This window comes from Pseudomonas sp. Seg1, assembly GCF_018326005.1.
Classification (GTDB): Bacteria; Pseudomonadota; Gammaproteobacteria; order Pseudomonadales; family Pseudomonadaceae; genus Aquipseudomonas.
Map to the genome: position 1 here is coordinate 3,526,320 of NZ_AP021903.1, position 20,791 is coordinate 3,547,110.

21 protein-coding genes are annotated in these 20,791 nt (G+C 60.4%); 3 read left to right on the forward strand and 18 right to left on the reverse strand.

All coding sequences use genetic code 11. The features are described from left to right. Positions 1-8 precede the first annotated feature (8 nt). Both KI231_RS15530 and nirA read right to left on the reverse strand, forming a co-directional pair. Complete coding sequence (locus KI231_RS15530; protein WP_212808979.1) at positions 9-488, reverse strand: DUF934 domain-containing protein; 480 nt, start codon at positions 486-488, stop codon at positions 9-11. Further along, a complete protein-coding gene (nirA, locus tag KI231_RS15535; protein ID WP_212808980.1) occupies positions 485-2,158 on the reverse strand; it encodes a nitrite reductase NirA in 1,674 nt (557 codons plus the stop codon). The genes KI231_RS15530 and nirA overlap by 4 nt, the downstream gene beginning before the upstream one ends. Positions 2,159-2,505: 347 nt before the next feature. Between nirA and ccoN the strand changes: the two genes are divergently transcribed. Together ccoN and KI231_RS15545 are read left to right on the forward strand one after the other, a co-directional pair. Next, positions 2,506-3,933: a cytochrome-c oxidase, cbb3-type subunit I gene (ccoN, locus tag KI231_RS15540; protein WP_212808981.1), complete on the forward strand. Its 1,428-nt coding sequence runs from the start codon at positions 2,506-2,508 to the stop codon at positions 3,931-3,933. An 18-nt stretch (positions 3,934-3,951) separates the two neighbouring features. Next, positions 3,952-4,170: a cbb3-type cytochrome c oxidase subunit 3 gene (locus tag KI231_RS15545; protein ID WP_212808982.1), complete on the forward strand. Its 219-nt coding sequence runs from the start codon at positions 3,952-3,954 to the stop codon at positions 4,168-4,170. A gap of 242 nt (positions 4,171-4,412) precedes the next feature. Here the strand turns inward: KI231_RS15545 and KI231_RS15550 are convergent, their stop codons facing one another. Continuing rightward, positions 4,413-4,904, reverse strand: coding sequence for a hypothetical protein (locus KI231_RS15550; protein WP_212808983.1), 492 nt, complete (start codon positions 4,902-4,904; stop codon positions 4,413-4,415). A 192-nt stretch (positions 4,905-5,096) separates the two neighbouring features. On the opposite strand from KI231_RS15550, the gene KI231_RS15555 reads away from it, so the two are divergent. Beyond that, positions 5,097-5,789, forward strand: coding sequence for an aspartate/glutamate racemase family protein (locus KI231_RS15555; RefSeq protein WP_212808984.1), 693 nt, complete (start codon positions 5,097-5,099; stop codon positions 5,787-5,789). Position 5,790: 1 nt separating this feature from the next. Here KI231_RS15555 and KI231_RS15560 read toward each other — a convergent pair whose 3' ends face one another. The 15 genes from KI231_RS15560 to KI231_RS15630 all read right to left on the reverse strand — a co-directional run bounded on the left by KI231_RS15560 (position 5,791) and on the right by KI231_RS15630 (position 20,646). Further along, positions 5,791-6,309, reverse strand: a complete 519-nt coding sequence (locus KI231_RS15560) for a GNAT family N-acetyltransferase (protein ID WP_212808985.1) — start codon at positions 6,307-6,309, stop codon at positions 5,791-5,793. 193 nt (positions 6,310-6,502) lie between these two features. Then, positions 6,503-7,483 (reverse strand): LysR family transcriptional regulator, encoded by a 981-nt coding sequence (locus tag KI231_RS15565; RefSeq protein WP_103302167.1) that lies wholly within the window; start codon positions 7,481-7,483, stop codon positions 6,503-6,505. A gap of 183 nt (positions 7,484-7,666) precedes the next feature. Continuing rightward, positions 7,667-8,614, reverse strand: a complete 948-nt coding sequence (locus KI231_RS15570; protein ID WP_212808986.1) for a peptidylprolyl isomerase — start codon at positions 8,612-8,614, stop codon at positions 7,667-7,669. Then, complete coding sequence (locus KI231_RS15575; protein ID WP_212808987.1) at positions 8,611-9,090, reverse strand: YbjN domain-containing protein; 480 nt, start codon at positions 9,088-9,090, stop codon at positions 8,611-8,613. The genes KI231_RS15570 and KI231_RS15575 overlap by 4 nt, the downstream gene beginning before the upstream one ends. A gap of 30 nt (positions 9,091-9,120) precedes the next feature. Then, positions 9,121-9,750: a DNA repair protein gene (locus KI231_RS15580; protein WP_212808988.1), complete on the reverse strand. Its 630-nt coding sequence runs from the start codon at positions 9,748-9,750 to the stop codon at positions 9,121-9,123. A gap of 17 nt (positions 9,751-9,767) precedes the next feature. Then, on the reverse strand, positions 9,768-11,468 hold the full coding sequence (locus KI231_RS15585; RefSeq protein WP_212808989.1) for a putative porin: 1,701 nt from the start codon (positions 11,466-11,468) through the stop codon (positions 9,768-9,770). A 39-nt stretch (positions 11,469-11,507) separates the two neighbouring features. Next, positions 11,508-12,212, reverse strand: a complete 705-nt coding sequence (locus KI231_RS15590) for an energy transducer TonB family protein (RefSeq protein WP_103302172.1) — start codon at positions 12,210-12,212, stop codon at positions 11,508-11,510. Between the two features lie 3 nt (positions 12,213-12,215). Then, positions 12,216-12,641: an ExbD/TolR family protein gene (locus tag KI231_RS15595; RefSeq protein WP_007915482.1), complete on the reverse strand. Its 426-nt coding sequence runs from the start codon at positions 12,639-12,641 to the stop codon at positions 12,216-12,218. Positions 12,642-12,652: 11 nt separating this feature from the next. Next, complete coding sequence (locus KI231_RS15600) at positions 12,653-14,452, reverse strand: DUF2341 domain-containing protein (RefSeq protein ID WP_212808990.1); 1,800 nt, start codon at positions 14,450-14,452, stop codon at positions 12,653-12,655. 12 nt (positions 14,453-14,464) lie between these two features. Continuing rightward, positions 14,465-16,063: a ShlB/FhaC/HecB family hemolysin secretion/activation protein gene (locus KI231_RS15605; RefSeq protein ID WP_212808991.1), complete on the reverse strand. Its 1,599-nt coding sequence runs from the start codon at positions 16,061-16,063 to the stop codon at positions 14,465-14,467. 59 nt (positions 16,064-16,122) lie between these two features. Continuing rightward, positions 16,123-16,734, reverse strand: coding sequence for a transposase (locus tag KI231_RS15610; RefSeq protein ID WP_103302175.1), 612 nt, complete (start codon positions 16,732-16,734; stop codon positions 16,123-16,125). A gap of 290 nt (positions 16,735-17,024) precedes the next feature. Next, on the reverse strand, positions 17,025-17,420 hold the full coding sequence (locus KI231_RS15615) for a hypothetical protein (protein WP_212808992.1): 396 nt from the start codon (positions 17,418-17,420) through the stop codon (positions 17,025-17,027). A 175-nt stretch (positions 17,421-17,595) separates the two neighbouring features. Continuing rightward, entirely contained in the window at positions 17,596-18,804 is a 1,209-nt protein-coding gene (locus tag KI231_RS15620; RefSeq protein WP_213028801.1) for a DSD1 family PLP-dependent enzyme, read from the reverse strand. A gap of 74 nt (positions 18,805-18,878) precedes the next feature. Beyond that, positions 18,879-20,207, reverse strand: coding sequence for a D-arabinono-1,4-lactone oxidase (locus tag KI231_RS15625; RefSeq protein WP_213028802.1), 1,329 nt, complete (start codon positions 20,205-20,207; stop codon positions 18,879-18,881). A gap of 76 nt (positions 20,208-20,283) precedes the next feature. After that, positions 20,284-20,646 (reverse strand): c-type cytochrome, encoded by a 363-nt coding sequence (locus tag KI231_RS15630; RefSeq protein WP_103302178.1) that lies wholly within the window; start codon positions 20,644-20,646, stop codon positions 20,284-20,286. Between the last annotated feature and the right edge of the window lie 145 nt (positions 20,647-20,791).

Below are 20,791 nucleotides of genomic sequence, written 5' to 3' on the forward strand. Positions count from 1 at the left end.
TCCCGTACTCAGCGTCGGCGGAATAGCGGACGTGGTTCGATGACTGAGCGGCCGTACAGCACGCTCATTCCCGCCAACCCCTTCAGCGCATCCTCAGCCGATTTGTCCTCGCGCACGGCAAAACTGTCGAAGCCACACTGGCGCATGTGGCTGAGTTGATCGCGCAGCACATCGCCAATCGCGCGCAACTCCCCTGTCCAGCCGAAACGACTGCGCAGCAAATACGCCTGACTGTAAGCGCGGCCGTCGCGAAAACTCGGGAAGTCGAGGGCAATCAGGGGCAGCGAGGCCAACCACGGAATAAGGCTTTCGACTTCATCGTCCGGCCCCAACCACACAGCGTGGGTCGACGGCGCTTCCAGCCAGTGAGCCAGCGGCAGAATCAAAAGTCCTGCGGGGCGCGGCGTTGATGGTTCACGAATCAATGTCCACGGATCATCCGCCACCATCCGCGCTACGCCCTGCTCCAGCCGCAGCAGATTATTCATGCCGAGACCTCCAGTGCTTTCGGATACACCCGCTCCTTGAACGGTTCCAGGCCAATCCGCGCCAAGGTATCGACAAACAACTCCTCACTCTCGCGGTAGCGCACAAAGGTGCCGATGATCCGCTCGATGACCTGCGGTACTTCGGCCGCGCTGAACGACGGACCAATGACTTTGCCCAGTGCGCTGTGCTTGCCCTGCGCGCCGCCGAGGGTGATCTGGTACCACTCGCTGCCGTTCTTGTCGACGCCAAGGATGCCGATATTGCCGATGTGGTGATGGCCGCAGGCATTCATGCAGCCGGAGATGTTCAGGCTGATGTCGCCCAGATCGTGCAGATAGTCGAGGTTGTCGAAACGCGCCTGAATCGCTTGGGCAATCGGGATCGATTTGGCATTGGCCAGCGCGCAGAAGTCGCCGCCAGGGCAGGCAATGATGTCGGTCAGCAAGCCAACGTTGGCGCTGCCCAGATTTCGCTCGCACGCCAGTTGCCACAAGGCATACAGATCGGCTTTCGGCACATCCGGCAGGACGATGTTCTGTTCATGGGCAATGCGGATCTCGCCGAAGCCGAAACGCTCCGACCAGTCGGCGACTGCCAGCATCTGCAACCCGGTGACGTCGCCCGGCGGCGATACCCCGCCCGGCTTGGTCGACAGGACCACGCTGGTGTAACCCGGCACCTTGTGCGGCTGCACGTTGCGCGCCACCCAACGGGCGAACGCCGGGCTCTCGGCGAGGCGCGTGCCGAAGTCCAGATCGGTATCCGGCAACGTCCGATAGGTCGGCGGAACGAAGGCGCTGGCAACCCGCTGATATTCGCCATCGGTGAGCTGCGCCGGACCGTCCTTGAGGTGCTGCCATTCTTCTTCCACTTCTTTGGCAAACGCCTCAATGCCCAACGCCTTGACCAGAATCTTGATCCGCGCCTTGTACTTGTTGTCGCGCCGGCCGTGGCGGTTGTAGACCCGCAGCACCGCTTCGACATACGACAACAGATGCTGCCACGGCAGCCCTTCGCGAATCTGCAAACCGAGGATCGGCGTGCGCCCCAATCCGCCACCGACGATCACTCGCAGGAGCATCTGGCCGTCGCGGCCGGGGTAAAGGTACAGGCCAATGTCGTGCATCATGATCGCCGCGCGATCCTGCTTCGCCGAGCAGATGGCGATCTTGAATTTGCGTGGCAGGAAGAGGAATTCCGGGTTGATCGTCGACCACTGCCGCAGGATCTCCGCCAGCGGTCGCGGGTCGATCATCTCGTCCGCCGCGACGCCGGCAAACGCTTCGGTGGTGATATTGCGCACGCAGTTGCCGGAGGTCTGGATCGCATGCATGTTGACCTGGGCCAGACGTTCGAGAATGTCCGGCACCTCCGCGAGTTCGATCCAGTTGAACTGCATGTTCTGCCGCGTGGTGAAGTGGCCGTAGCCACGGTCGTAATCAGCGGCGATGCTCGCAAGGGTGCGCATCTGTTCGGCGCTTAGCGTGCCGTAGGGAATCGCTACGCGCAGCATGTACGCATGCTTTTGCATGTACAGGCCGTTTTGCAGACGCAGCGGCAGAAACTCTTCTTCGCTCAATTCCCCGGCCATGAAACGCTCGACCTGATCGCGAAACTGCGCAACGCGCTCAAACACCAGTGCGCGGTCGTAATCATCGTATTGGTACATGCAACTGCCACCTCATCAGGACGCACACAATTCCTGTAGGAGTGAGCCTGCTCGCGATTGCGGTGTGTCAGTCGACATCTCTGTTGTCTGACACACCGCAATCGCGAGCAGGCTCACTCCTACAGATTTTGCGAGGACTATGGCACTACGGCGCAGCACGCAACAGATTCACCTGAAACGATAAAAACCGTATCAGGACGCGGCAGAACGCCGCAGGCAGCACCTCAATCTGATCCGCATAAATGAAAGATTCCTGAGCCTGTTTTGTTTCCGGTGGGGTTTCTACAGTGCAACCCATGCCAGACCGGGTGGCCTGGCAAGACTTTGCAACCGTGGATGAACTGACCATGAGCACAGCAACAATCGGACAGGCTTATAACTACAAGGTCGTCCGCCAATTCGTTATCGCGACGGTTTTCTGGGGTGTCGTGGGCATGGCGATGGGGGTATGGATCGCCTCGCAACTGGTATGGCCGGAGATGAATCTGGACTTGCCGTGGACCACCTTCGGTCGCTTGCGGCCCTTGCACACCAGCCTGGTGATTTTCGGCTTTGCCGGCAGCGCGCAATTCGCCGCCAGTTACTACGCGGTGCAGCGCACCTGCCAGGTGCGGCTGTACTCGGACAAACTTGCCGCGTTCACCTTCTGGGGCTGGCAATCGGTGATCGTGATCATGCTGATCACCCTGCCGATGGGCTACACCACCACCAAGGAATACGCCGAGATCGAATTCTCCGGCGCCGTGTGGATGGCTGTGGTCTGGGTCGCTTACGCCATCGTGTTTTTCACCACCGTGGTGCAGCGCAAGACCAAACACATCTACGTCGGCAACTGGTTTTTCGGCGCGTTCATTCTGGTGATCGCCATGTTGCACGTGGTCAATCACCTATCGATTCCGGTGGACTGGTTCAAGTCGTATCCGGTGTATTCCGGCGCCACCGACGCCATGGTGCAGTGGTGGTACGGACATAACGCGGTGGGCTTCTTCCTGACCACCGGGTTCCTCGGGATGATGTATTACTTCGTGCCGAAACAGGTGAACCGGCCGGTGTATTCGTACCGGTTGTCGATCGTGCATTTCTGGGCGCTGATCACCCTGTACATCTGGGCCGGCCCGCACCATTTGCACTACACCGCGCTGCCGGACTGGGCGCAATCGCTGGGCATGGCGATGTCGCTGATCCTGCTGGCGCCGAGCTGGGGCGGCATGATCAACGGCATGATGACCTTGTCCGGCGCCTGGCATAAATTGCGCACCGACCCGATCCTGCGCTTCCTCGTGCTGTCGCTGGCGTTCTACGGCATGTCTACGTTCGAGGGGCCGATGATGGCGATCAAGACCGTCAACGCCCTCTCCCACTACACCGACTGGACCATCGGCCACGTCCACGCCGGCGCGCTCGGCTGGGTGGCGATGATCACCTTCGGCGCGACCTATCACATGGTGCCCAAGGTCTTTGGCCGCGAGCAGATGTACAGCACGCCGCTGATCAACCTGCACTTCTGGCTGGCGACCATTGGCACGGTGCTCTACATCGCCTCGATGTGGGTCAACGGCATCACCCAAGGCCTGATGTGGCGGGCGATCAACGAAGACGGCACGCTGACTTACTCGTTTGTCGAGGCACTGCAGGCCAGTCATCCGGGGTTCATCGTGCGTTTTGCCGGCGGGGTGTTCTTCCTCAGCGGCATGTTGCTGATGGCTTACAACGTCTGGCGCACAGTGCGCGTCGCGGATGTGGCCATCGCCCACCGTGAAGCGCAGATCGCCTGAGACAGGGAGCCGGTTAATATGGATATTTTCTTCAATGTGTTGGGGGTGGTTTTTCTGTGGCTGGCGGTGGAGTACTGCCTGCGGCGGGAGACCGCGCAGAGTCTGGAGGATGCGAGCATGGTGCCGTTTGCCGATGATCCGGAGGTGGCGCGGCGGGTTGAGCTGGCCACGGGTAAAACCGTGAAGGCTGTGGCGCCGGAGGTGGCGAAACCGGGGTGGGTCAACCTGGATATGTGAGGGGTGTCAGTTGAGTGGCCCTCACTCTAGCCCTCTCCCAGAGGGAGAGGGCACTGACCGTGGTGTACTTTCGAGGTACACCGACCCGAGAAACCGAGTCGGGTTCAGGTTCTGGAAATCACGAAGGTCTGCTCCCTTGAATTTCGAGCCAGACTCAGGCTTTGAAAACCACGAAGATCAGCTCCCTTTCCCCCTCTCCCCCTTGGGGGAGAGGGTTGGGGTGAGGGGGTAAGTTCTTGATCTTAATTACGGTCGCGAGGAATCAGGCTCTGCAGTTGCTGCGCCAGAAAATCCGCATCAAACACAAAGGTATCCGGATCCTTCAGCCCATTGGTCTTGCGCCACTGCCACTCGCCGTTCGGCAACCCCACCAGCGAAATACTGCCGTAGCGCGCCGCCGTCAGGCCCATCACCGCCAGCGAAATCTGGCCCGCGCTGCCCATCACGTCGGGCACGAACTCCACCGGTTTGCCGGCGATCACGATGCTCAGCTTTTCAGTCTTGAAGGTCGAAGTCTCTACCGGGGTGCTCGGGCCGAAAGCGACATACGCCTCGCGGCTCACTTCCAGCAGATTCGGTGCCTGCACCGGCTCCAGCCATTGCTGGATATGGCTGAACAGTTCGCTGATGCGGGTTGCCCAGGTCTGTGACTGCGTTTCGAACAATTGCTTCTTGTGCGCTTCACTCTCGGCATAGTGACGAAGCATTTCGCCCAGCTGTTGTACGTCGTTCATCGGTACGTTCCTCGGTGAGCCTGCGTTCTCCGATAGTGACAGATCGAAGCGCCGGCGTACGTTAAACCTCAGAACCCGGCACCGGGACACTTTGCAAAAGGATCAACGGTACAGTTTGCCTGGCACTGGCATGCGCTTGCGAACAAATGGACACTCTGCCCAAGCCCAACCTTCATCACCAAGGGAAGTCCAATGCGCACCATCGGCATGATCGGCGGCATGAGCTGGGAGTCCAGCGCCGAATACTATCGACTCATCAATCAACAGGTCCGTGATCGTCTCGGCCCATTGCGCTCGGCACAAGTGCTGATGTACAGCGTCGATTTCGGCCCGGTCGAACAAGCCCAGCATGCCGGGCGCTGGGAAGACGCGGCGGCGATTCTGGTGGATGCCGCGCGCAGGCTTGAGGCCGGCGGCGCCGAATGCGTCGTGCTGTGTACCAACACCATGCACAAGGTCGCCGAGCAGATTCAGGCTGCGATCAGCATTCCGTTCCTGCACATTGCTGAACCGGCCGCGCACGCTGCGATTGCAATTGACGCGCGAACGGTCGGCTTGCTCGGTACGGCATTTACCATGGAACAAGACTTTCTCAAGCAGCGCCTGATTGCCCAGGGTTTGACGGTATTGGTGCCCGATGATGCTGAACGCCAGCAGGTGCACCGGATCATCTACGACGAGCTGTGTGTCGGGGTGATCAGCGAGGCATCCCGCAAGATCTACCAACAGGTGATCGAGTCGCTGACGGCGCGTGGCGCCCAGGCGATCATTCTCGGCTGCACGGAAATCGGCCTGCTGATCAAACCCGAACACAGCGCCCTGCCCTTGCTCGACACCACCGAGCTGCACGCGCAGTCGGCGGTGGCGTTCGCGCTGGGCGACTGACTCAGGCTTTGGGACGGTTGCGCAGACGGGCCATGCTCAGGGTGTCGACCCAATGCCCGTCGCGCACCGCGTAGTCGCGAAACAGACCTTCGGTCTCGAAACCGAACTTGCGATAGAGACCGATGGCCGCCTCGTTATCGGCGTACACCGACAGCTCGACGCGGTGCAGATTCATCCAGTTGTCGGCGACGTCCAGCGCCGCTGCCAGCAAGGCCGAGCCCACACCCTTGCCTTGCCACGCCACCGCAACGGCCATGCCGACGTTGCCGGCGTGGCTGCGGCGAATCCGCGAATAGTTTTCCAGCCCCAGATTGCCGATCACCACGCCCTGGTGCAGCGCCACCAGTTGCACCACGCGCTCGTTGTCCGGCATCAGTCGCTTGCGCCAGATTTCGGTGGCTTGAAACGGCATTTGCAACACCTGCCGGGTCACCGCCGGATCGTTGTACAGCGCGGTGATGCCCTCGACGTGGGATTCGTTGAAGCGCTCGATATGAATGGCGGGGGTGTGCTCGGGCATGGCGGATCGGTCCGTGATCGATGTGTGGCCGCCCACTCTAAACCGATCAACACGTTGTCTGCCATAGGTACATATTTGTAGGAGCGAGCCTGCTCGCGATAGCGGTGTATCAGTCGAAATTGATTAATCTGACACACCGCTATCGCGAGCAGGCTCACTCCTACAAGGGAATGTCGGCGTAGAGGGAATAAGGTCAGCTCTGGAACCATTCCTGGCGTTCGTTGAAGGTGTGGTGGATCAGTTCCACCAGCGTCTGCACTTCGGCGATATGTTGCGACTCGGCATTCACCGCCAGCCACGCCTGCAACTGCATCGACTCCTCGAACAACCCCGGCAATGCCACCAACCCACGGTCGTAGCGGCTCATGTAAATGGGCAGCAGGCCGATGCAAGCGCTGCACCGGATCATTTCCAGCATCAGCTCGTAAGACTGCATCTGCACCACCCCGGCCAGGCGTTGCTCGACGAGGTTGTTCCATGGGCGGAAGCTGTCGATCTGACGATCGTGCTGCCATTGCACCAGCATGAAATCGGCGAGGTCGTCAGCGCTGTCCGGGCGCGCGGTAACGCGGGAGTAGCGTTTGGCGATGTGCGGCAGATAGGCCAGGCTCGCAAGACGCTGCGGTTCGCTGGTGGCAAAGGTCGGGCCGGGATGCGCGGTGTCGCCGTGGGCGAGCCACAGCACGATGTCGGCGCTGACCGCACGCAGGGACAATTCGCTGTCGAGGGCGATGATCTCCAGACGTACGCTGGCGTTGCGCCGTAGCAGGGCGATCAAGTCACGGCCGAGGATGTCATGCAGGATCGATTCGGCGACGGCCAGACGTATCAACGGCTGCTCGACCACCGGCAGTTTGCGTTCGTTGGCCAGGGCGACCAGTTTGGCCTGCAGTTGCTGGCCTTCGCGGGTCAGGCTCAGGGCGCTGCCCTGAAAGCTGAACAAGGTGTGTTGCAGGGTTTGCTCAAGCTGCGCCAGTTGCTTGCGCAACAAGGTCGAACGCACATTGAGACTGCGCGCGGCTTGCATGAAGCAACCGCAGCGGGCGCTGACCAGAAAGTATTGCGCGACTTCGGCGTCGATCGTCGCGGCTTGCGCCAGCCAGGATTCGCTGGCGTCCTGCGCCCAGCGAAATTCGGCGCTGCCCTGTCGTCCTGCGGGTTCGGTGAATGACATCGATGACTCCCTGTCGATCTTTGTTGTTTGATGGCTTCCAGCACTTGATAAACATCTGAACCCTATGAGGGACCTGTGGGAGCTGGCTTGCCAGCGATGAGGTCGGCACATTCAACATCGCTAGACTGACATTCCGCTATCGCTGGCAAGCCAGCTCCCACAGGGGTTGTGGTGAAAGTGAAATCAGAGTTTTTCCTCAAGGACCTTGTTGAGTTCAGCGCCGTCGATACTCAGGGTCGCGGTGTTGAGCATGCCGTCCAGGTACGCCTGGGCAATCTGCTCCTGCCGTTGTGCACGCAAGGCCTGGGTCAGTTGATCGCGCAATTCATCCAGCGTCGCCGTACGGGCCGGTTGCTGTTCGGTGAGTTTGATCACATGAAACCCGGCCGCGCTTTGCACAGGGTCAGACACTGCGCCGACCTTGAGCCGTGCCACCGCGCCGCGCACTTCCGGCACCAGTTGCTGCAACGGTTGCAGCCCGGTGTCGCCGCCGTGTTCGGCGGTGACGCGATCCTGCGAATATTGCGTCGCCAGTGCGGCAAATTCCCCCGGTGCGGCCTGAGCTTTCTTGCTCAATTCCCCCGCCTGTTTGCGCACTGCCTCAAGGCTCTGCGGCTCATTCACACTCAGGAAAATCTGACTGACCCGATACAGCGCCGGCGTCTGCCAATTGGCTTTGCCGGCGTCATACGCCTGCTGCAACTCGGCCGCACTGGGATAATCGGCCGGCACTTGGCTGACCGAACGCAAATAATCGCGGAAGACAATCTGTTCAGTCGCCGCACGCGTCTGCCGTGCGACGTCGGGCCGCTGCGCCCAACCTTGGGCATCGGCCTGCTCCAGCACCGCTTTCTCGGCCAGGCGCGTACGAATCCAGCGCTCCAGCGCCTCACGATTGCCGCGCAGTTGCTCGCGGGTTTCGGCCGGGACAGTCGCCAGCAGTGCCTGCAATTCGGCCGGCGACACCTGCTGATTGCCCAACCTTGCCACCGCCGGCCCCCCGGCAACCGCCGCCACCGGCGCCGATTGCTGAGCGGCGACCGGGTCACTGCCCGGTCGCACGGCCAACGCCACGGCCACCACCAACAGCGCCACCGCAGCGGCGCTGATCACCATGGCAGGCTTTTTCACAGCGCGACTTCCTCTTGCTCGGCCACGGCCACGGCCACTTTGGCGGTCTGCGCGGCGGCGCCGTTCTGGGTGAAATCACGCAGATAGACGATGAATTCCTGCAACAGACGATCCCACAGTTCCAGATTGCCGCGCAGGTGATCGTTGCTCACGCCTGCCGCGACCACCACGTCCATTTCCATCACCAGAAACTCGCCCTGCAACGACAACCGCGCAAAACGACGGGTCGCGTTCCACTGCTCTGCCACACCCTGCGGCAACTCACCCTGCACGCGCAGCGCGCAACTGAAAGTGAAATCGACAAAGCTGCCCTGCTCCACTGCCGGGTTGCCGAAACGCACAGCGTAACCAATGCCTTGGCTGGCGCTGAGCAACTGAACGATGCCGTTCTGTTCGGTTTCGTTGACGCGATAACCGGCTGCTTGCAGAACTTCGGTCAGGGATTTTGGCGATACGTGGCTGATCAATTGAGTCATTGTTTCTTCCTTGTTTATCAGTCTTTTAAATCAGTGTGCGAGCGCGGCTTGCGGCGCGTCGAATTGAGTCTTGTAAAGGTCGTCACCGAACCCCTGGGCCAATTCATCGAACTTGACCCGGGCACTGCCCGCGAAGGGCTGGCGAATCTTCATCACCTCGGCCACATCGATGTTTTCGTAGGCGCTGAGGATCTGCTTGGCGACGCCGTACATCTGCTGATTCTTGACTGAACATTGCTGCACTTGTGTGTCACGTTCAGCCAATTGCGCTTGAAGCTTAGACCGTTCTGCCTCTTTGGCACGGGCCATGACCAGCAACTCGTCATAGGCCTTTTTGAACTTGCCGGTCTGCTCATTGCTGGCCGCCACTTGTGCCTGCGCCTGGCTGTGCAGGCTCTGCTGCTGCCCGGCCAGTTGCTCGGCAACGCCTTTGGCCTTGGCCAGTTCAGCGCTCAATTGCCTGATTTGCGCCTGCGCAGCCTTGGCCTCGTTCTGCGCCGCCAGTTGCGCGGCGCTGGCCTGGGCCTGCTGACTTTGCAGGGCCTGCAACTGCTGCGTGGTGCTGCGCAATTGCGTGCGCAGGCGTTCTTCCAGGCCTTCAGCAGTTGCCCCGGTGGCAATCAACATGCCGAGCCCCAGCCATAAAAAGCGGATTTTCATCACCCTCTCCCGGCGCCTTAGAAGCGCGTGTTGATCTCAAGCTGCAAGACGTCGATGTCGAACGGCGCGCCGTATACCGCTTCGGTGCTCATCCAGCGACCTGTCGCGTAAACGTTCTTCGCCAGACCGTAGTTACCGCCGATGAAATAGCCCTTGGCGTTGGTGCCGCCGAGGTGGAACGACGAGTCGTTGAAACCGTCCGGCAAGGCATCCGGCTGGATGTACTTGTAGCCGGCGAACATGTTCCAGTCGCCCTGTTTCTTCAGGTCCAGCGCACTGCCGAGGGTGAACTGCACCATCCACGCATTGGCGCCGCTTTCGATGTCGCCATTGCTGTCGAGGTTGTTGACGATCTGTCCGGCCGAGCGCTTACGCATGTCGCCTTCGTCGTAAGCGAGGTTGTGGATGTAGTTGCCCTGGCTACGCAGTTTGAAATCTTCTGGCAGGTCGGCATCCCAGACCAGGTTCAGATCGAGCAGGTTGAATTCGGACGCGAGGCCAACGAATTGCGGCTGCGGCGTGGTGGTCGGGTTGAGCGGGTTCGGCGTGATGTCACGCAGCAGGAATACGCTGTTGCCCTTCTGCATGAACGCCGCGCGGCTGCCGTCGCTGTCGCAACCCGGGGCGCCGGCCCACGGTTCGCAAGGGCTGGAGCGCTGGCCCTGAATGTCGTCGAAACGGTAGTAAGCCAGTGCGCCTTTCAAGCGGTTGTTGCTGTTGATCGCCCATTTGGCGCCGATCTGCGCGCCGTACAGCCACTTGTTGTCGCTTTCTTCCTTGTCGAAGCCGTTGCTGCTGGCGGTGTCGTTGGTGTAATCCACCGGGAACGCGCCGACGGTGCCGAACACGCCCCAGTCGCGACTGAGCTTGTGATCGAAAATCGCCGCCACACCGTCGAAGTTCAAGTCGTTGGAATAGAGCATGTCGGTGGACATGAACGGGTTGGCGAAGCGCCCGCCGGTCAGGGTCAATTCATCCGTAGGCTTCCAGTTCAGGTAACCCTGATCGAGCCAGATGTCTTTCTTGGCGAAACCGCCGCCGAGGCTTTGCGTGGTCGACACCGGGTTGTTGTCAGAGCCGGTGCCGATGCGGATGCCGGCAGTCCATTGCGGCGAGATCTCCGCTTTCATGCCCAGACGTGCACGAATGCGGAACTGGTTGGTGCGGTCTTCGCGGGTGTTGAGCAGCGGCGGCAGATTGGTGCTGCTGTTCGGGTTCACATCGTACGGGCCGTTGTTGTTGAGCTTGGCGAAGTCGACGATCTCGTTGCTGTTGCTGTCGGAGGAGTAGCGCGATTCGTCACGCAGACGAATGTCGCCGTCGAAGCTGATGCGCGCAGCCCATTCCGGGAAGCTGTTGGGCGCCGCCCAGTTTTCCTGTTTGGCGGTGGCCATGACTTCGGCCTTGACCTGATCGCGGATCTGGTCGCGCACGGCGGCTGGTACGTATTGCACCCGCACATCGCCCGGCGCGGCGACGGGTCCGGCGGCCACTACGGCGCTGGACGCGGCAGCCTGTTTGGCCTGCGCCGCTTCGTTCTGCGCCTGAGCGATCAGCGCATCGGCCTTGTCCTGTTTCAGAATGCCCTGCTCGACCAGCAAGCGGATCAGATTGATCGTGGCGTTCTCCGAGGGCGCAGGCGCCGCTGCGGCCTGACCGACCAGGGTCGCGATGACCATGCCGACCGCCAGGGACAATCGATTCACGTTGGAAATCATCTGCACACAACTCCTTTTCATACAGCTTTATGAATTCGGTTAACCCGGACGCCGCCCTTGCAGGGACATGCGCACAGGCAGGGTGATGGAGGCCGGCGGCCGTTCGCTCAGGTGCGGCGCGTTACGCAGTGCCGCCAACACCTGAGTGTCGATTTCGGGGTTGCCGCTGGACTTGATCAGCTCGACCCGGGTGATCTCACCGACGCTGCTCAACCACACATCGGCCTGCAACGTGAACGCGAGGTTGCGCAGGTCAGGGTTCTCGCGCAGTAGCTTCTGGAAGGTGAACGCGAGGAACTGGCTGTAAGTGCCGTTGCCCAGTCGTCCGCCACCGGCACCGGCCATGCCGCCGCCCTTGCCCGCGCCGATGTTGAACGCGTCGTTGCCGGACTGCGCATCGCCGTCCATTTGCATCGGATTGGCCAGATCGTCCGCCGGCGATGGCGGTGCTTCTTCCTCGGGCTTGACCTCTTCCGGTTCAGGCGTTGGCTCAGGCTCGACGACTTTTTCTTCCACCGGAGTTTCCGGCTCTGGTGGTTTCTCCGGCGGCGGAGGTGGCGGTGGCGGCAACGGAATGATCGTCGGCACCTTCGGCGCTTCGCGGCGGATGCCGCTCATGTCGTTGGCCCATTGCCACAGCAGATACGCGGCGATGGCGCCGAGCAGCAGCCCGGCGCCCCATTTCACAAAACGCAACGGCGACCGTTTCACGGGCAGCGGCTCGAAGGGCATTTGTGCAGTCATGACTCAGCCCTGACTCGGTTTGCCGGTCACAAGACCGACCTGGGACAGTTCGAGCCGGCGCAGCAGATCCAGCACTTCGATGACTTTCTGGTATTGCACCGTCGCGTCGCCGCGCACGATCACCGGGAAGTCCGGGCTCTGCGCCTTCTCGATGCGCAGGCGCTCTTCCAGCTCAGCCAGGGTCACCGGGTAGGCATCGAGGAACACCTGACCGCCGTCGTTGACCGAAATCGCCTTGGTCTTGGCCTCGGACAACGACACCGAAGCGCTGGCCTTGGGCAGGTTGATCTGAATCCCCGAGACCTGCGCCGTGGCGGTGAGGATGAACATCACCAGCACCACCATCAGCACGTCGACCAGCGGAGTGATGTTGATGCTGTCCACCGCTGCATCTTCGTCATCGTCGTGGGAGGCATTTACAGACGCCATGTCAGTGCTCCTCAGGCCGGTACGGAGTGGTTGGCGTGATGGCCGCGCTGATGCGATGCCTCACTGAACTGGCTCTCGCCGTGCATCTCGGCCAGACGGGTGATGAACTCGTCGACGAACACGCGCATGTCGGCGCTGACTTCCTTGTTGCGGGTGATCAGGCGGTTGTAGCCAAACAGCGCCGGGATCGCGACGAACAGACCCATCGCTGTGGCGAGCAATGCCGCCGCCATGCCCGGGGCGATCGCATTGATGTTGACGTCGCCGGCCATTGCCGTACCGAGGAACACCACCATAATCCCCAGCACGGTGCCGAGCAGGCCGATGTACGGGCCGCCGGCGATGGCGTTGGACAGGGTCGAGAGTTTCGAGCTGAGTTGCTGGTTTTCACGAGTACGCACGCCGTCCATGGAGCAGCGGATCGCTTCGATGGTCGCAGCGGAAACCGACGAGGTATCGGCGCCCTGCTCGCGGCGGGTGCGGATCTCTTTGACCGCGACTTGGTAGAGGCGCCATAGCGGCGAATACTGCAAACGCTGAGCGAGTTGCGCGTCGTCGGCAAACATCTCCAGACGCGTGCCGACCTTGGCGAATTGCACGCGGAAGTCTTCGTTGGCAGCGGTCACGCGGCTCAGGGTGCGGTTCTTGCGCAGCATGATGATCCACGACTGGAACATCATCAGCACCAGCACGGCGATGATCACCCAGGCGTCGACTGGCACCGCGTTGAGCAGGAAGCCGAGGCTGCCGAAACCAAAACCGGATTGCTCTTCATCGACGCCGTAAGCGACCAGTTTCGATTCGGCGCCTTGCGAGTTGGCGTCGGCCAGTAGCAATGGTGCCGGACGCGCGACTTTCGACAGGCGTAGTTCGTCGATGGCGCCTACGAACGGCTGGAAGGCACTCGCTGAAAGATCAGCGCCGATGGCCATGACCGAGTTGAATGCCGGCATCGCCAACGCCAAGGTCGCACCTTCGCGGCCGTTGATGTACAGGGTGACTTTCGAGCCTTCAGTGGTCAGCGCGACGTGCTGCCATTGGCCCGGATTCAGCGCTTGGGTAGCGACCGCACGTTGGCCGTCGATCTCCACAAACGGTACGCCTTGGTTGGCACCGATCAGCAGACTGTTGGCGCCTTCACGACGGGCCAGAATCAGTTGCTCGCCACTGGCCTGATCCAGACGCAGCCAGGCACTAAAGGTGAACGCGCTGCCAGCGTTGTGCTGCAACGAAGGACTGGCCGGCAGCAACAACGGCTGTCCGCTGAACTGCAAGGCCCGCCCTACTACGCCGTCAATCGCCGCGCCAGTCGCGCTTTGCGCGGTGTTGCCGTAGGCGGTGGTGTCTTTGGCCGGAGTACCGGTGGCGCCATCGAAGTGATAAAGCGCGGTGTAATTCGGATCGAAGGTCAGTTGGCCGTTGCCCGTCGCCGGGGCCTTCTGATTGCCGTAATACATCCAGATGTCCTGGCGCTGGCCGCCCTCGACATTCGGCACGTCGACCCAGATCAACGCCATGCCCATCAGCGCATCGAAGCTTTCGATCTGGTGATTGAGCACAGTCTTGTCGTCAGCCGCGACGAAGCGCAGATCCGAACCGTCCTCTTTCACCCCGTCAAAGGTGAAGTTGCCGGTGTGCAGGCGCACCAGCAGCGCGGTGCGGCCGAGGGCCTGATTGATCGCCGCGCCCTGCGGCGTGGTGTCGACGGCGATCTGTTTGCGGTAATGCCAGTCGTCCTGCCACCAGGCCTGAGCCGTGGCCGGGAGCACGAAGCCCAGGCAGATCAACAACGAAAGAATGAGGCGCTGCATGAACGTGCTCCTTTAAAAAGTGGCTTGAAGGTTGAAGTGCAGGCGCGATTCCTGTTTCGAGGTGTTCGGCCCTTCGAGTAGCGGGTAGCCCCAGTCGAGGCTGCCGGACAGCCATTTGCTCAGGCTGGCGCGGGTGCCGAGGCCGACGCTGGCCAGGGCGTAATTGGCGTCCTGATCCGGTAGCTCATCGCGCAGGTAAAGTTGTGCGCCTTCGGCAAAGGCGTAGAAACGCCAGTCCTGCATCCACGTGCCGGCGTACTTGGCGAGTGATGGCGTGCGGACTTCCTGACTGAGCAGCAAGCCGTCATCACCGGTGCGTTCGGCCGCCAGATAGCCGCGTACCGAAGTGGCGCCGCCGGCAGAAAATTGTTCGTTGGAAACCAGTGGCCCGGACGCCAACTGGAACGCGGCTTTGCTCGCGCTCTGCCAGTCGCTGTCGAAGGTCCAGGTGTAATTGGTATCGCCCTTGAGCACGGCGAAACTCGGCTTGGCGCGATAGCGTTTGTAGTCGAAGTCTTCGTCGGAACTGCCGTAACCGAAAATGCTGCGGGTGGCGGCGACCAGGCTCAGGCCGAGGCCGAGCTGGCTCTTTTCGCTGTAGCGATAGCCGTTGTAGGCGAAGGTGAACGGCGCGTATTGCAGCGGGACTTTGTCGCTCTCGCCGGACAGGGTCAGGCGTTCGTCGAAGTCCTTGAAGTCGATGCCGGCCGACAACGAGTTCGACCAGTTGCCACTGGAGGGCAGCGTGTAAATCGCCGAGACGCCATAGGAATGGCCCTTGCCGAGCACGTTGCTGCCGCCGATGGTGGCGACGTTGCTGTCGGACTGATATCCGGAGAACTGCACGCTCCAGCGCTCGGTCAGCGGCGCGGTGTAGGACCCAGACCAGACCTTGGCGTTGTCGGTTTCCTGTGGCGCCGTGAAGAACGTCAGGTTGACGCTATGGCCGAGTTGCCAAAGGTTGTTGTAGCCGAGGCTGGTGACGGTGCGCAGCTTTTCAGTGTCGGCGCTGTAATCGTTATTGAGGCCGACGCTGGCGGTCCACGGGTTCTGGTCTTCGACCTGCAAATCGACGTCCATGGTGCCCGGGCGCTGGCCTTCGCGAACCATTGGCATGACCTGCCGGCCCGGCGTCTTGTTGAGCTGCGCCAGTTCGCCCTGGACCTTGGCGAAGTCCGGCACCTCACCCTCCTTCAGCGCAGGGACATTGTCGCGGATGTCCAGTGGCGAATAATGTTTGGCGCCGACCACGCGGACCCGGCCGACCTTGGTTTCGCTGACTTGCAGATAGACGATGCCGTCGGCGACAGCTTGCTCCGGCAGCTCGACGAACACCGATTGATAGCCGCGCTCCTGATAAGCCTTCTGCAAGGCATCCCGCGCGCCTTCGATATCGTTCATGCCTTTCTGCGGGCCGAGAAACGGGTACACCGCTTCTTCAATCGCCCGCGCATCGAGCACAGTATTACCGCGCACGAAATATTCGTTGACGTCGACCAGACGCTGCGGCGCTGCGTTTTCGACAGCCTCCTCGGCCAATGCCGGCTGCACGCCCGCCGTCACCAGCAGCCAGCCCCACAGCGCCAGCCGTGACTTGAAAATCGGTTCCACACTACCCCCTGAATTCGCGATGACCTGTTGGCGCCTCAGCGCCTTGTGTGTTGCCGCTGTCAATTGCTGACGTGCGGGGCGCAGGCGTGCTTGCCGAGCCAGGTGTGCAGCAGCGCGAAGTTCAACGAGAACTCGGGCATTTGCAGCAAGGCACCGCAGAACACTTCGCCAATGATTTTCTGAATGAGTTGCACCGCCTGCGGGTTGTTGAGCAACGTGGCGATGTCGCGACTGAGGACGTTGAAACTCCAGACTTTCTGGTTCAGGCCGAGGCCGACGAACCAGCGGAACAGCAGGTTGTAATTGAGCTGTTCATACAGCTGCTGCTCGCTGGGCACCGAATACAGCAGTTGCAGCAGCAGGATGTGCATGACCGTTTGCGCGGGGATCAACATGCCGGGCTCGGCATTGAGGTCGTGCAAGAGTTCGCGATGGGTGTCGAGCAAATCGTCGATCTGTGGGCGCAACAGAACCAGCGAATGGCCCGGCGGAATGTAGCTGGACACTTCTTTCAAAGCGCCCTGCCAGTCATCCTGCGAAACAATCCAGACCCACGGCGCGCCGTAGCGATACACCGAAACCGGCTTCTTGCGCGCGGCTTCGACGATCTTCGACAAGCGTTGATCGAGTTCCTGCATGCCCACTTTCGAGTAGCGTTCCATAGTCCCCATTGCCTCACTCCCGGCGTCCCGCCTCGGCTTGTGAAAAGCGCCCCGTTGGGCCCCTCAAGCGCGTTACATAGGCATGACCGGACTGGCGATGTGCTACCGAACTTTTGTCATAAAAGCTTCATTTCAGGGGAGGAGCCAAAAGCAAAAGATCGCAGCCTTCGGCAACTCCTACAGGGATGCTTGATCTCTGTAGGAGTTGCCGAAGGCTGCGATCTTTTGATCTTTTGCGTGAACAGCTCAATTCGCGAGCCAAACTGCCTCACCCTTATACTTTTTCGCGAATAAAACAATCATTTGTTAATGAGAGAAAACAATCCAATAACCGTTATTTTAGTGGGATAACCTTGTTCATTCTGTCCCATTTCAAAAGTAAACACGCCATTAATTTCCCCATTTTTTGCGTACCAAACAGTCAGCTTCCCCGACAACGGCAAATAATGCACCAGGTAAGAATCCGACAAACTTGAAAACTTCACTGAAGACAACTTGGCGACATCAAACACTGCGAACTTATCGAATTTTGGAAACATCAGCTCCATGTCTGTCCAAGCCCTTCCGGCGTTGCCAATTGTCTCACGCACTCTCACCTTGTAGGCCTCCTCAGAAGGAGACAACTCAATTTCAGAGGGTTTAAGCGCCCCAAAAGGAGAATCCGTTACTACTTCAAATGTCCCTGTCGTGCTCATGATTAATTTCTCACTGTATCAAGTTTAAAAATTCGACTGACTGATCTTCCAGTTCACAGAGAAGAACGTCGTCTGGCTTTAGTAATAAACCGCGAGAAAAAGAGTGTCTACTGTCAAACCTGACAGTAGACAAAACACTAAAATCGCTATCCGACAACAATCAACAACCCTTAACTCAGGAATAAACTGACCAGCTATCGACGATTCTGCCGCCACGCACCGCCAGCAGATCACCGAATTGCAGGAGCACCGCTTCAGTCTGGGTCGGGCGCAGGAAGACTTGATCTTCGACCGTCAGGCCGACGGCATTCGAGCCATTGACCATCTCCTGATTCGAGCTGCGGCCGTAGACACTGTTGCTTTGCAATCCGGACGGCGATTCGAACTCGGCCATCCAGTTACCGCCGTAAATGAAAAAGGTCTGGCGCTGGTTCTGATCCCACCACGAGAACAGTTTCGACTTGTCATCCAGCGCCGGAATATTCACCGCGCCCGTGCTCTTCAACACCGGCGTGGCGATGTAGGCTGCCGGCACGTGCTCGACCAATGACGGCAAGTCGTAGTGCGTCGGTTTGAGCATCGCCGTGCCGACGGACACTTCGCTGCTGAGCTTTTCGTTTTCATGGATGCGATAACTCGGGCTGCCAGCGGTGTTCAGGCACAAGCCGTCGTGCCACAACGCCGGAAATTGCTGGCGAGTGAAATCCACGCAGCGCTGATAAATCACCATGACCTTGGCGAACAGCTCTTCTGGCGAACCCAGAATCCCCGGCACACCCATGCCCACGAACGGGTCGTAGCCCATGAACCCGGCGAATTCCAGATGCTGCGGGTTGGCGCTGATCAGCGTGAGCATCTGCCCCAGCACATTCACATCACTGACCCCGCCGCGATGCAGACCGACGTCCAGCTCGATGTTGATGCGCAGTCGCGTGCCCAAACCCTGAGCCAGCGCAAGGTACTGCTGCAAACGTTCAGGGCCGTCGAGCAGCCATTGCAGTTGCTTGCTCGGTTCGAATGAACCTTTGTGATTCTGATAGAACAATTCGGCCGAGCGCACCGGCAGTGGCTTGCCGAGCAGAATGTCCGACCGCGGGAACGCGATCGCATCGTGATTGAGAAACGGCTGATGAAACGACATCAGGCGCTGCGTCCCGGCACGCTGGCCGATGTAGTTCAACAGCCCCGGTGCCGGCAGGGATTTCTCCACCAGCCGCAGTTGCTTGCCGCCGCGCTTGACCGACTGCATGACCACATCGATGTTGTGATCGAGGCGATCCAGATCGATCAGCAACACCGGGCGCATCGGGCCTTTGTCCTTCAACTCTTGATTCAGCGCACGGAAATATTCGCTGTACGGCGCGCCCCGGTCGCCCGGACGCAACCAGGCGCCTACACCGATCAACAAAGCGCCGACACCCAGTGTGCCGAGCAGAAAATCACGTCGATTGACCGCCATCAGCTCACCCCCAGAATTGACGACAGATGCGCGTTGAGAAACCGGCCACTGGGGTCCAGCGCCTGGCGCACATCGATAAATTCGCGCCAGCGCGGGTACAGCGGTTGCAGGTTTTTCGCGTTGAGCGTGTGCAACTTGCCCCAATGCGGCCGGCCGTTGTACTTCCAGAAGATTGGCTCGACGGCGGCGAAAAAGTTGTGATGGTCCATCTGATAATGCTGGTGCACCGAGATTGAACAGCTGTCGCGGCCCTCGAACATGCTCAACGGAATATCGTCAGCCTTGACGTAGCGGTACTCGATGGGAAACCAGGTGCGCAGGTCCTTGTCCTGAATCAACTTGAGAATTTCGCGCAGGCACGCCGGGCCGTGTTCGGCGGGCACGGAGTATTCCATCTCGTTGAAGCGCACAGTGCGCACGTTGGCGTAGATGTCGAACGAATCGCCGACGCGGTCATCGAAACTCGCCAGATGGCGCAAGCTGTTAAGCAGCGTACGGCGCAGGTCGGGGAAGTCGCTGCCGTACTTGTCGATCTTCTCGATCAGGGTGACGAACTCGTTGCCGCCCTCCTCTTCGGGCGGAATCGGTGGTGTGGCCGGGTCATCGGTTTCGTTGAGGGCGATGGACAAGGCGTAATCGGAATGGGTGACGACGAGCATTTCCCAGTGCTGGTTTTCACGGGTGTTCTTGTCGAGGTCTTCCAGCAGCTCTTCGGTCTTGGCGATCCACTGGCGTTCGCGCAGGCGATAGGCCGGGCGGTTTTGCAGGCGGATTTTTGTCGCCACGCCGAGGGCACCAAGGGACACGCGCGCAGCGTTGAACACTTCGGGATGGCGCTGGCTATCGCAGTCGAGCACCTCGCCGCTGGCGGTCACCAATTGCATGCCGCAGACGTGAGCGGAATAGGACTGGAAGTTTTTCCCGGTGCCATGGGTCGAGGTCGAGATCGCCCCGGCAAGCGTCTGGTAATCGATGTCGGCCATGTTCTGCAGGGCCTGGCCGATGTCTTTCAGTGGCGCGCCCATACGTGACATCGGCGTGCCGGCGGCGAATTCGGCTTGCAGGGTTTTCGCATCGTGATCGAGCAGACCGTTGAAATAGCTCAGCGACAACAGTGTGCCGTCGGTAGGCACCAGTGCGCTGAAGGAATGCGCCGAACCGACCGGACGGATCTTGCCTTGCGCCTGCCTGATGACGGTTGTCAGCTCATCGAGGCTCTTTGGCGCCAGTCGCGCTGCCGGCAGACAACTCTGCCCGCCCGACCAGTTGCGCCACGGAATCAAGCGAGGCGCGCGCAGCAATTGGCCCAATGCCGGGGTGCTGGCCAACGCGCTGAACGCGCCGACGATACTTGCCCGTTGCAACAACTGACGCCGTGTCAGATCCATGGTCATGCGCGCACCCTTATTGTGGGAGAGGCTGGTCGGCCATGAAGCCGATCAATTGCAGAAATTGCTCTTCCGAGCACTCGACGCACTGGCCCATCGGCGGCATGCCGTTGTAGCCGTTGATCGCATGGTCGAGCAGCGTGTCGGCGCCCTGCTGGATACGCGGCTCCCAGGCCTGGCGATCACCGGTGAGCGGCGCGTTGGCGGCAGGGTTGGCGTGGCAGAGCTGGCAGCTGTTGGCGTAGATCTGTGCCAGTGCCGGGTCTTTGGGAATGGCGTTGCCGGCGATGCTGGAAGTGGTCGTCGGTCTGGCGTCATCGCCGCAGCCAGGCAACGCCATGGCCAACGCCAGCAGTACAGTGAGTTGGATTGCCCGCATAACGGCCTCGCTTATTGTTGTGATCACACCTTAAGACAGCGGCAGACAACGGTTGAGGGCATTGCGGGACATCGAGGGGGGCAAACGGGGCCAGCCCTCTCCCCCGATGATGAAGATCGTTCCCACGCTCCGCGTGGGAACGATC

Bases quoted from the DNA above. Each gene is read 5' to 3' on its own strand.
- KI231_RS15585 (WP_212808989.1), bottom strand. From the start codon at position 11,468: ATGATTTCCAACGTGAATCGATTGTCCCTGGCGGTCGGCATGGTCATC.
- KI231_RS15545 (WP_212808982.1), top strand. From the start codon at position 3,952: ATGGATATTTTCTTCAATGTGTTGGGGGTGGTTTTTCTGTGGCTGGCG.
- KI231_RS15580 (WP_212808988.1), bottom strand. From the start codon at position 9,750: ATGAAAATCCGCTTTTTATGGCTGGGGCTCGGCATGTTGATTGCCACC.
- KI231_RS15600 (WP_212808990.1), bottom strand. From the start codon at position 14,452: ATGCAGCGCCTCATTCTTTCGTTGTTGATCTGCCTGGGCTTCGTGCTC.
- KI231_RS15550 (WP_212808983.1), bottom strand. From the start codon at position 4,904: ATGAACGACGTACAACAGCTGGGCGAAATGCTTCGTCACTATGCCGAG.
- KI231_RS15565 (WP_103302167.1), bottom strand. From the start codon at position 7,483: ATGTCATTCACCGAACCCGCAGGACGACAGGGCAGCGCCGAATTTCGC.
- KI231_RS15575 (WP_212808987.1), bottom strand. From the start codon at position 9,090: ATGACTCAATTGATCAGCCACGTATCGCCAAAATCCCTGACCGAAGTT.
- KI231_RS15555 (WP_212808984.1), top strand. From the start codon at position 5,097: ATGCGCACCATCGGCATGATCGGCGGCATGAGCTGGGAGTCCAGCGCC.
- KI231_RS15560 (WP_212808985.1), bottom strand. From the start codon at position 6,309: ATGCCCGAGCACACCCCCGCCATTCATATCGAGCGCTTCAACGAATCC.
- KI231_RS15530 (WP_212808979.1), bottom strand. From the start codon at position 488: ATGAATAATCTGCTGCGGCTGGAGCAGGGCGTAGCGCGGATGGTGGCG.
- KI231_RS15610 (WP_103302175.1), bottom strand. From the start codon at position 16,734: ATGGGGACTATGGAACGCTACTCGAAAGTGGGCATGCAGGAACTCGAT.
- ccoN (WP_212808981.1), top strand. From the start codon at position 2,506: ATGAGCACAGCAACAATCGGACAGGCTTATAACTACAAGGTCGTCCGC.
- nirA (WP_212808980.1), bottom strand. From the start codon at position 2,158: ATGTACCAATACGATGATTACGACCGCGCACTGGTGTTTGAGCGCGTT.
- KI231_RS15590 (WP_103302172.1), bottom strand. From the start codon at position 12,212: ATGACTGCACAAATGCCCTTCGAGCCGCTGCCCGTGAAACGGTCGCCG.
- KI231_RS15595 (WP_007915482.1), bottom strand. From the start codon at position 12,641: ATGGCGTCTGTAAATGCCTCCCACGACGATGACGAAGATGCAGCGGTG.
- KI231_RS15630 (WP_103302178.1), bottom strand. From the start codon at position 20,646: ATGCGGGCAATCCAACTCACTGTACTGCTGGCGTTGGCCATGGCGTTG.
- KI231_RS15615 (WP_212808992.1), bottom strand. From the start codon at position 17,420: ATGAGCACGACAGGGACATTTGAAGTAGTAACGGATTCTCCTTTTGGG.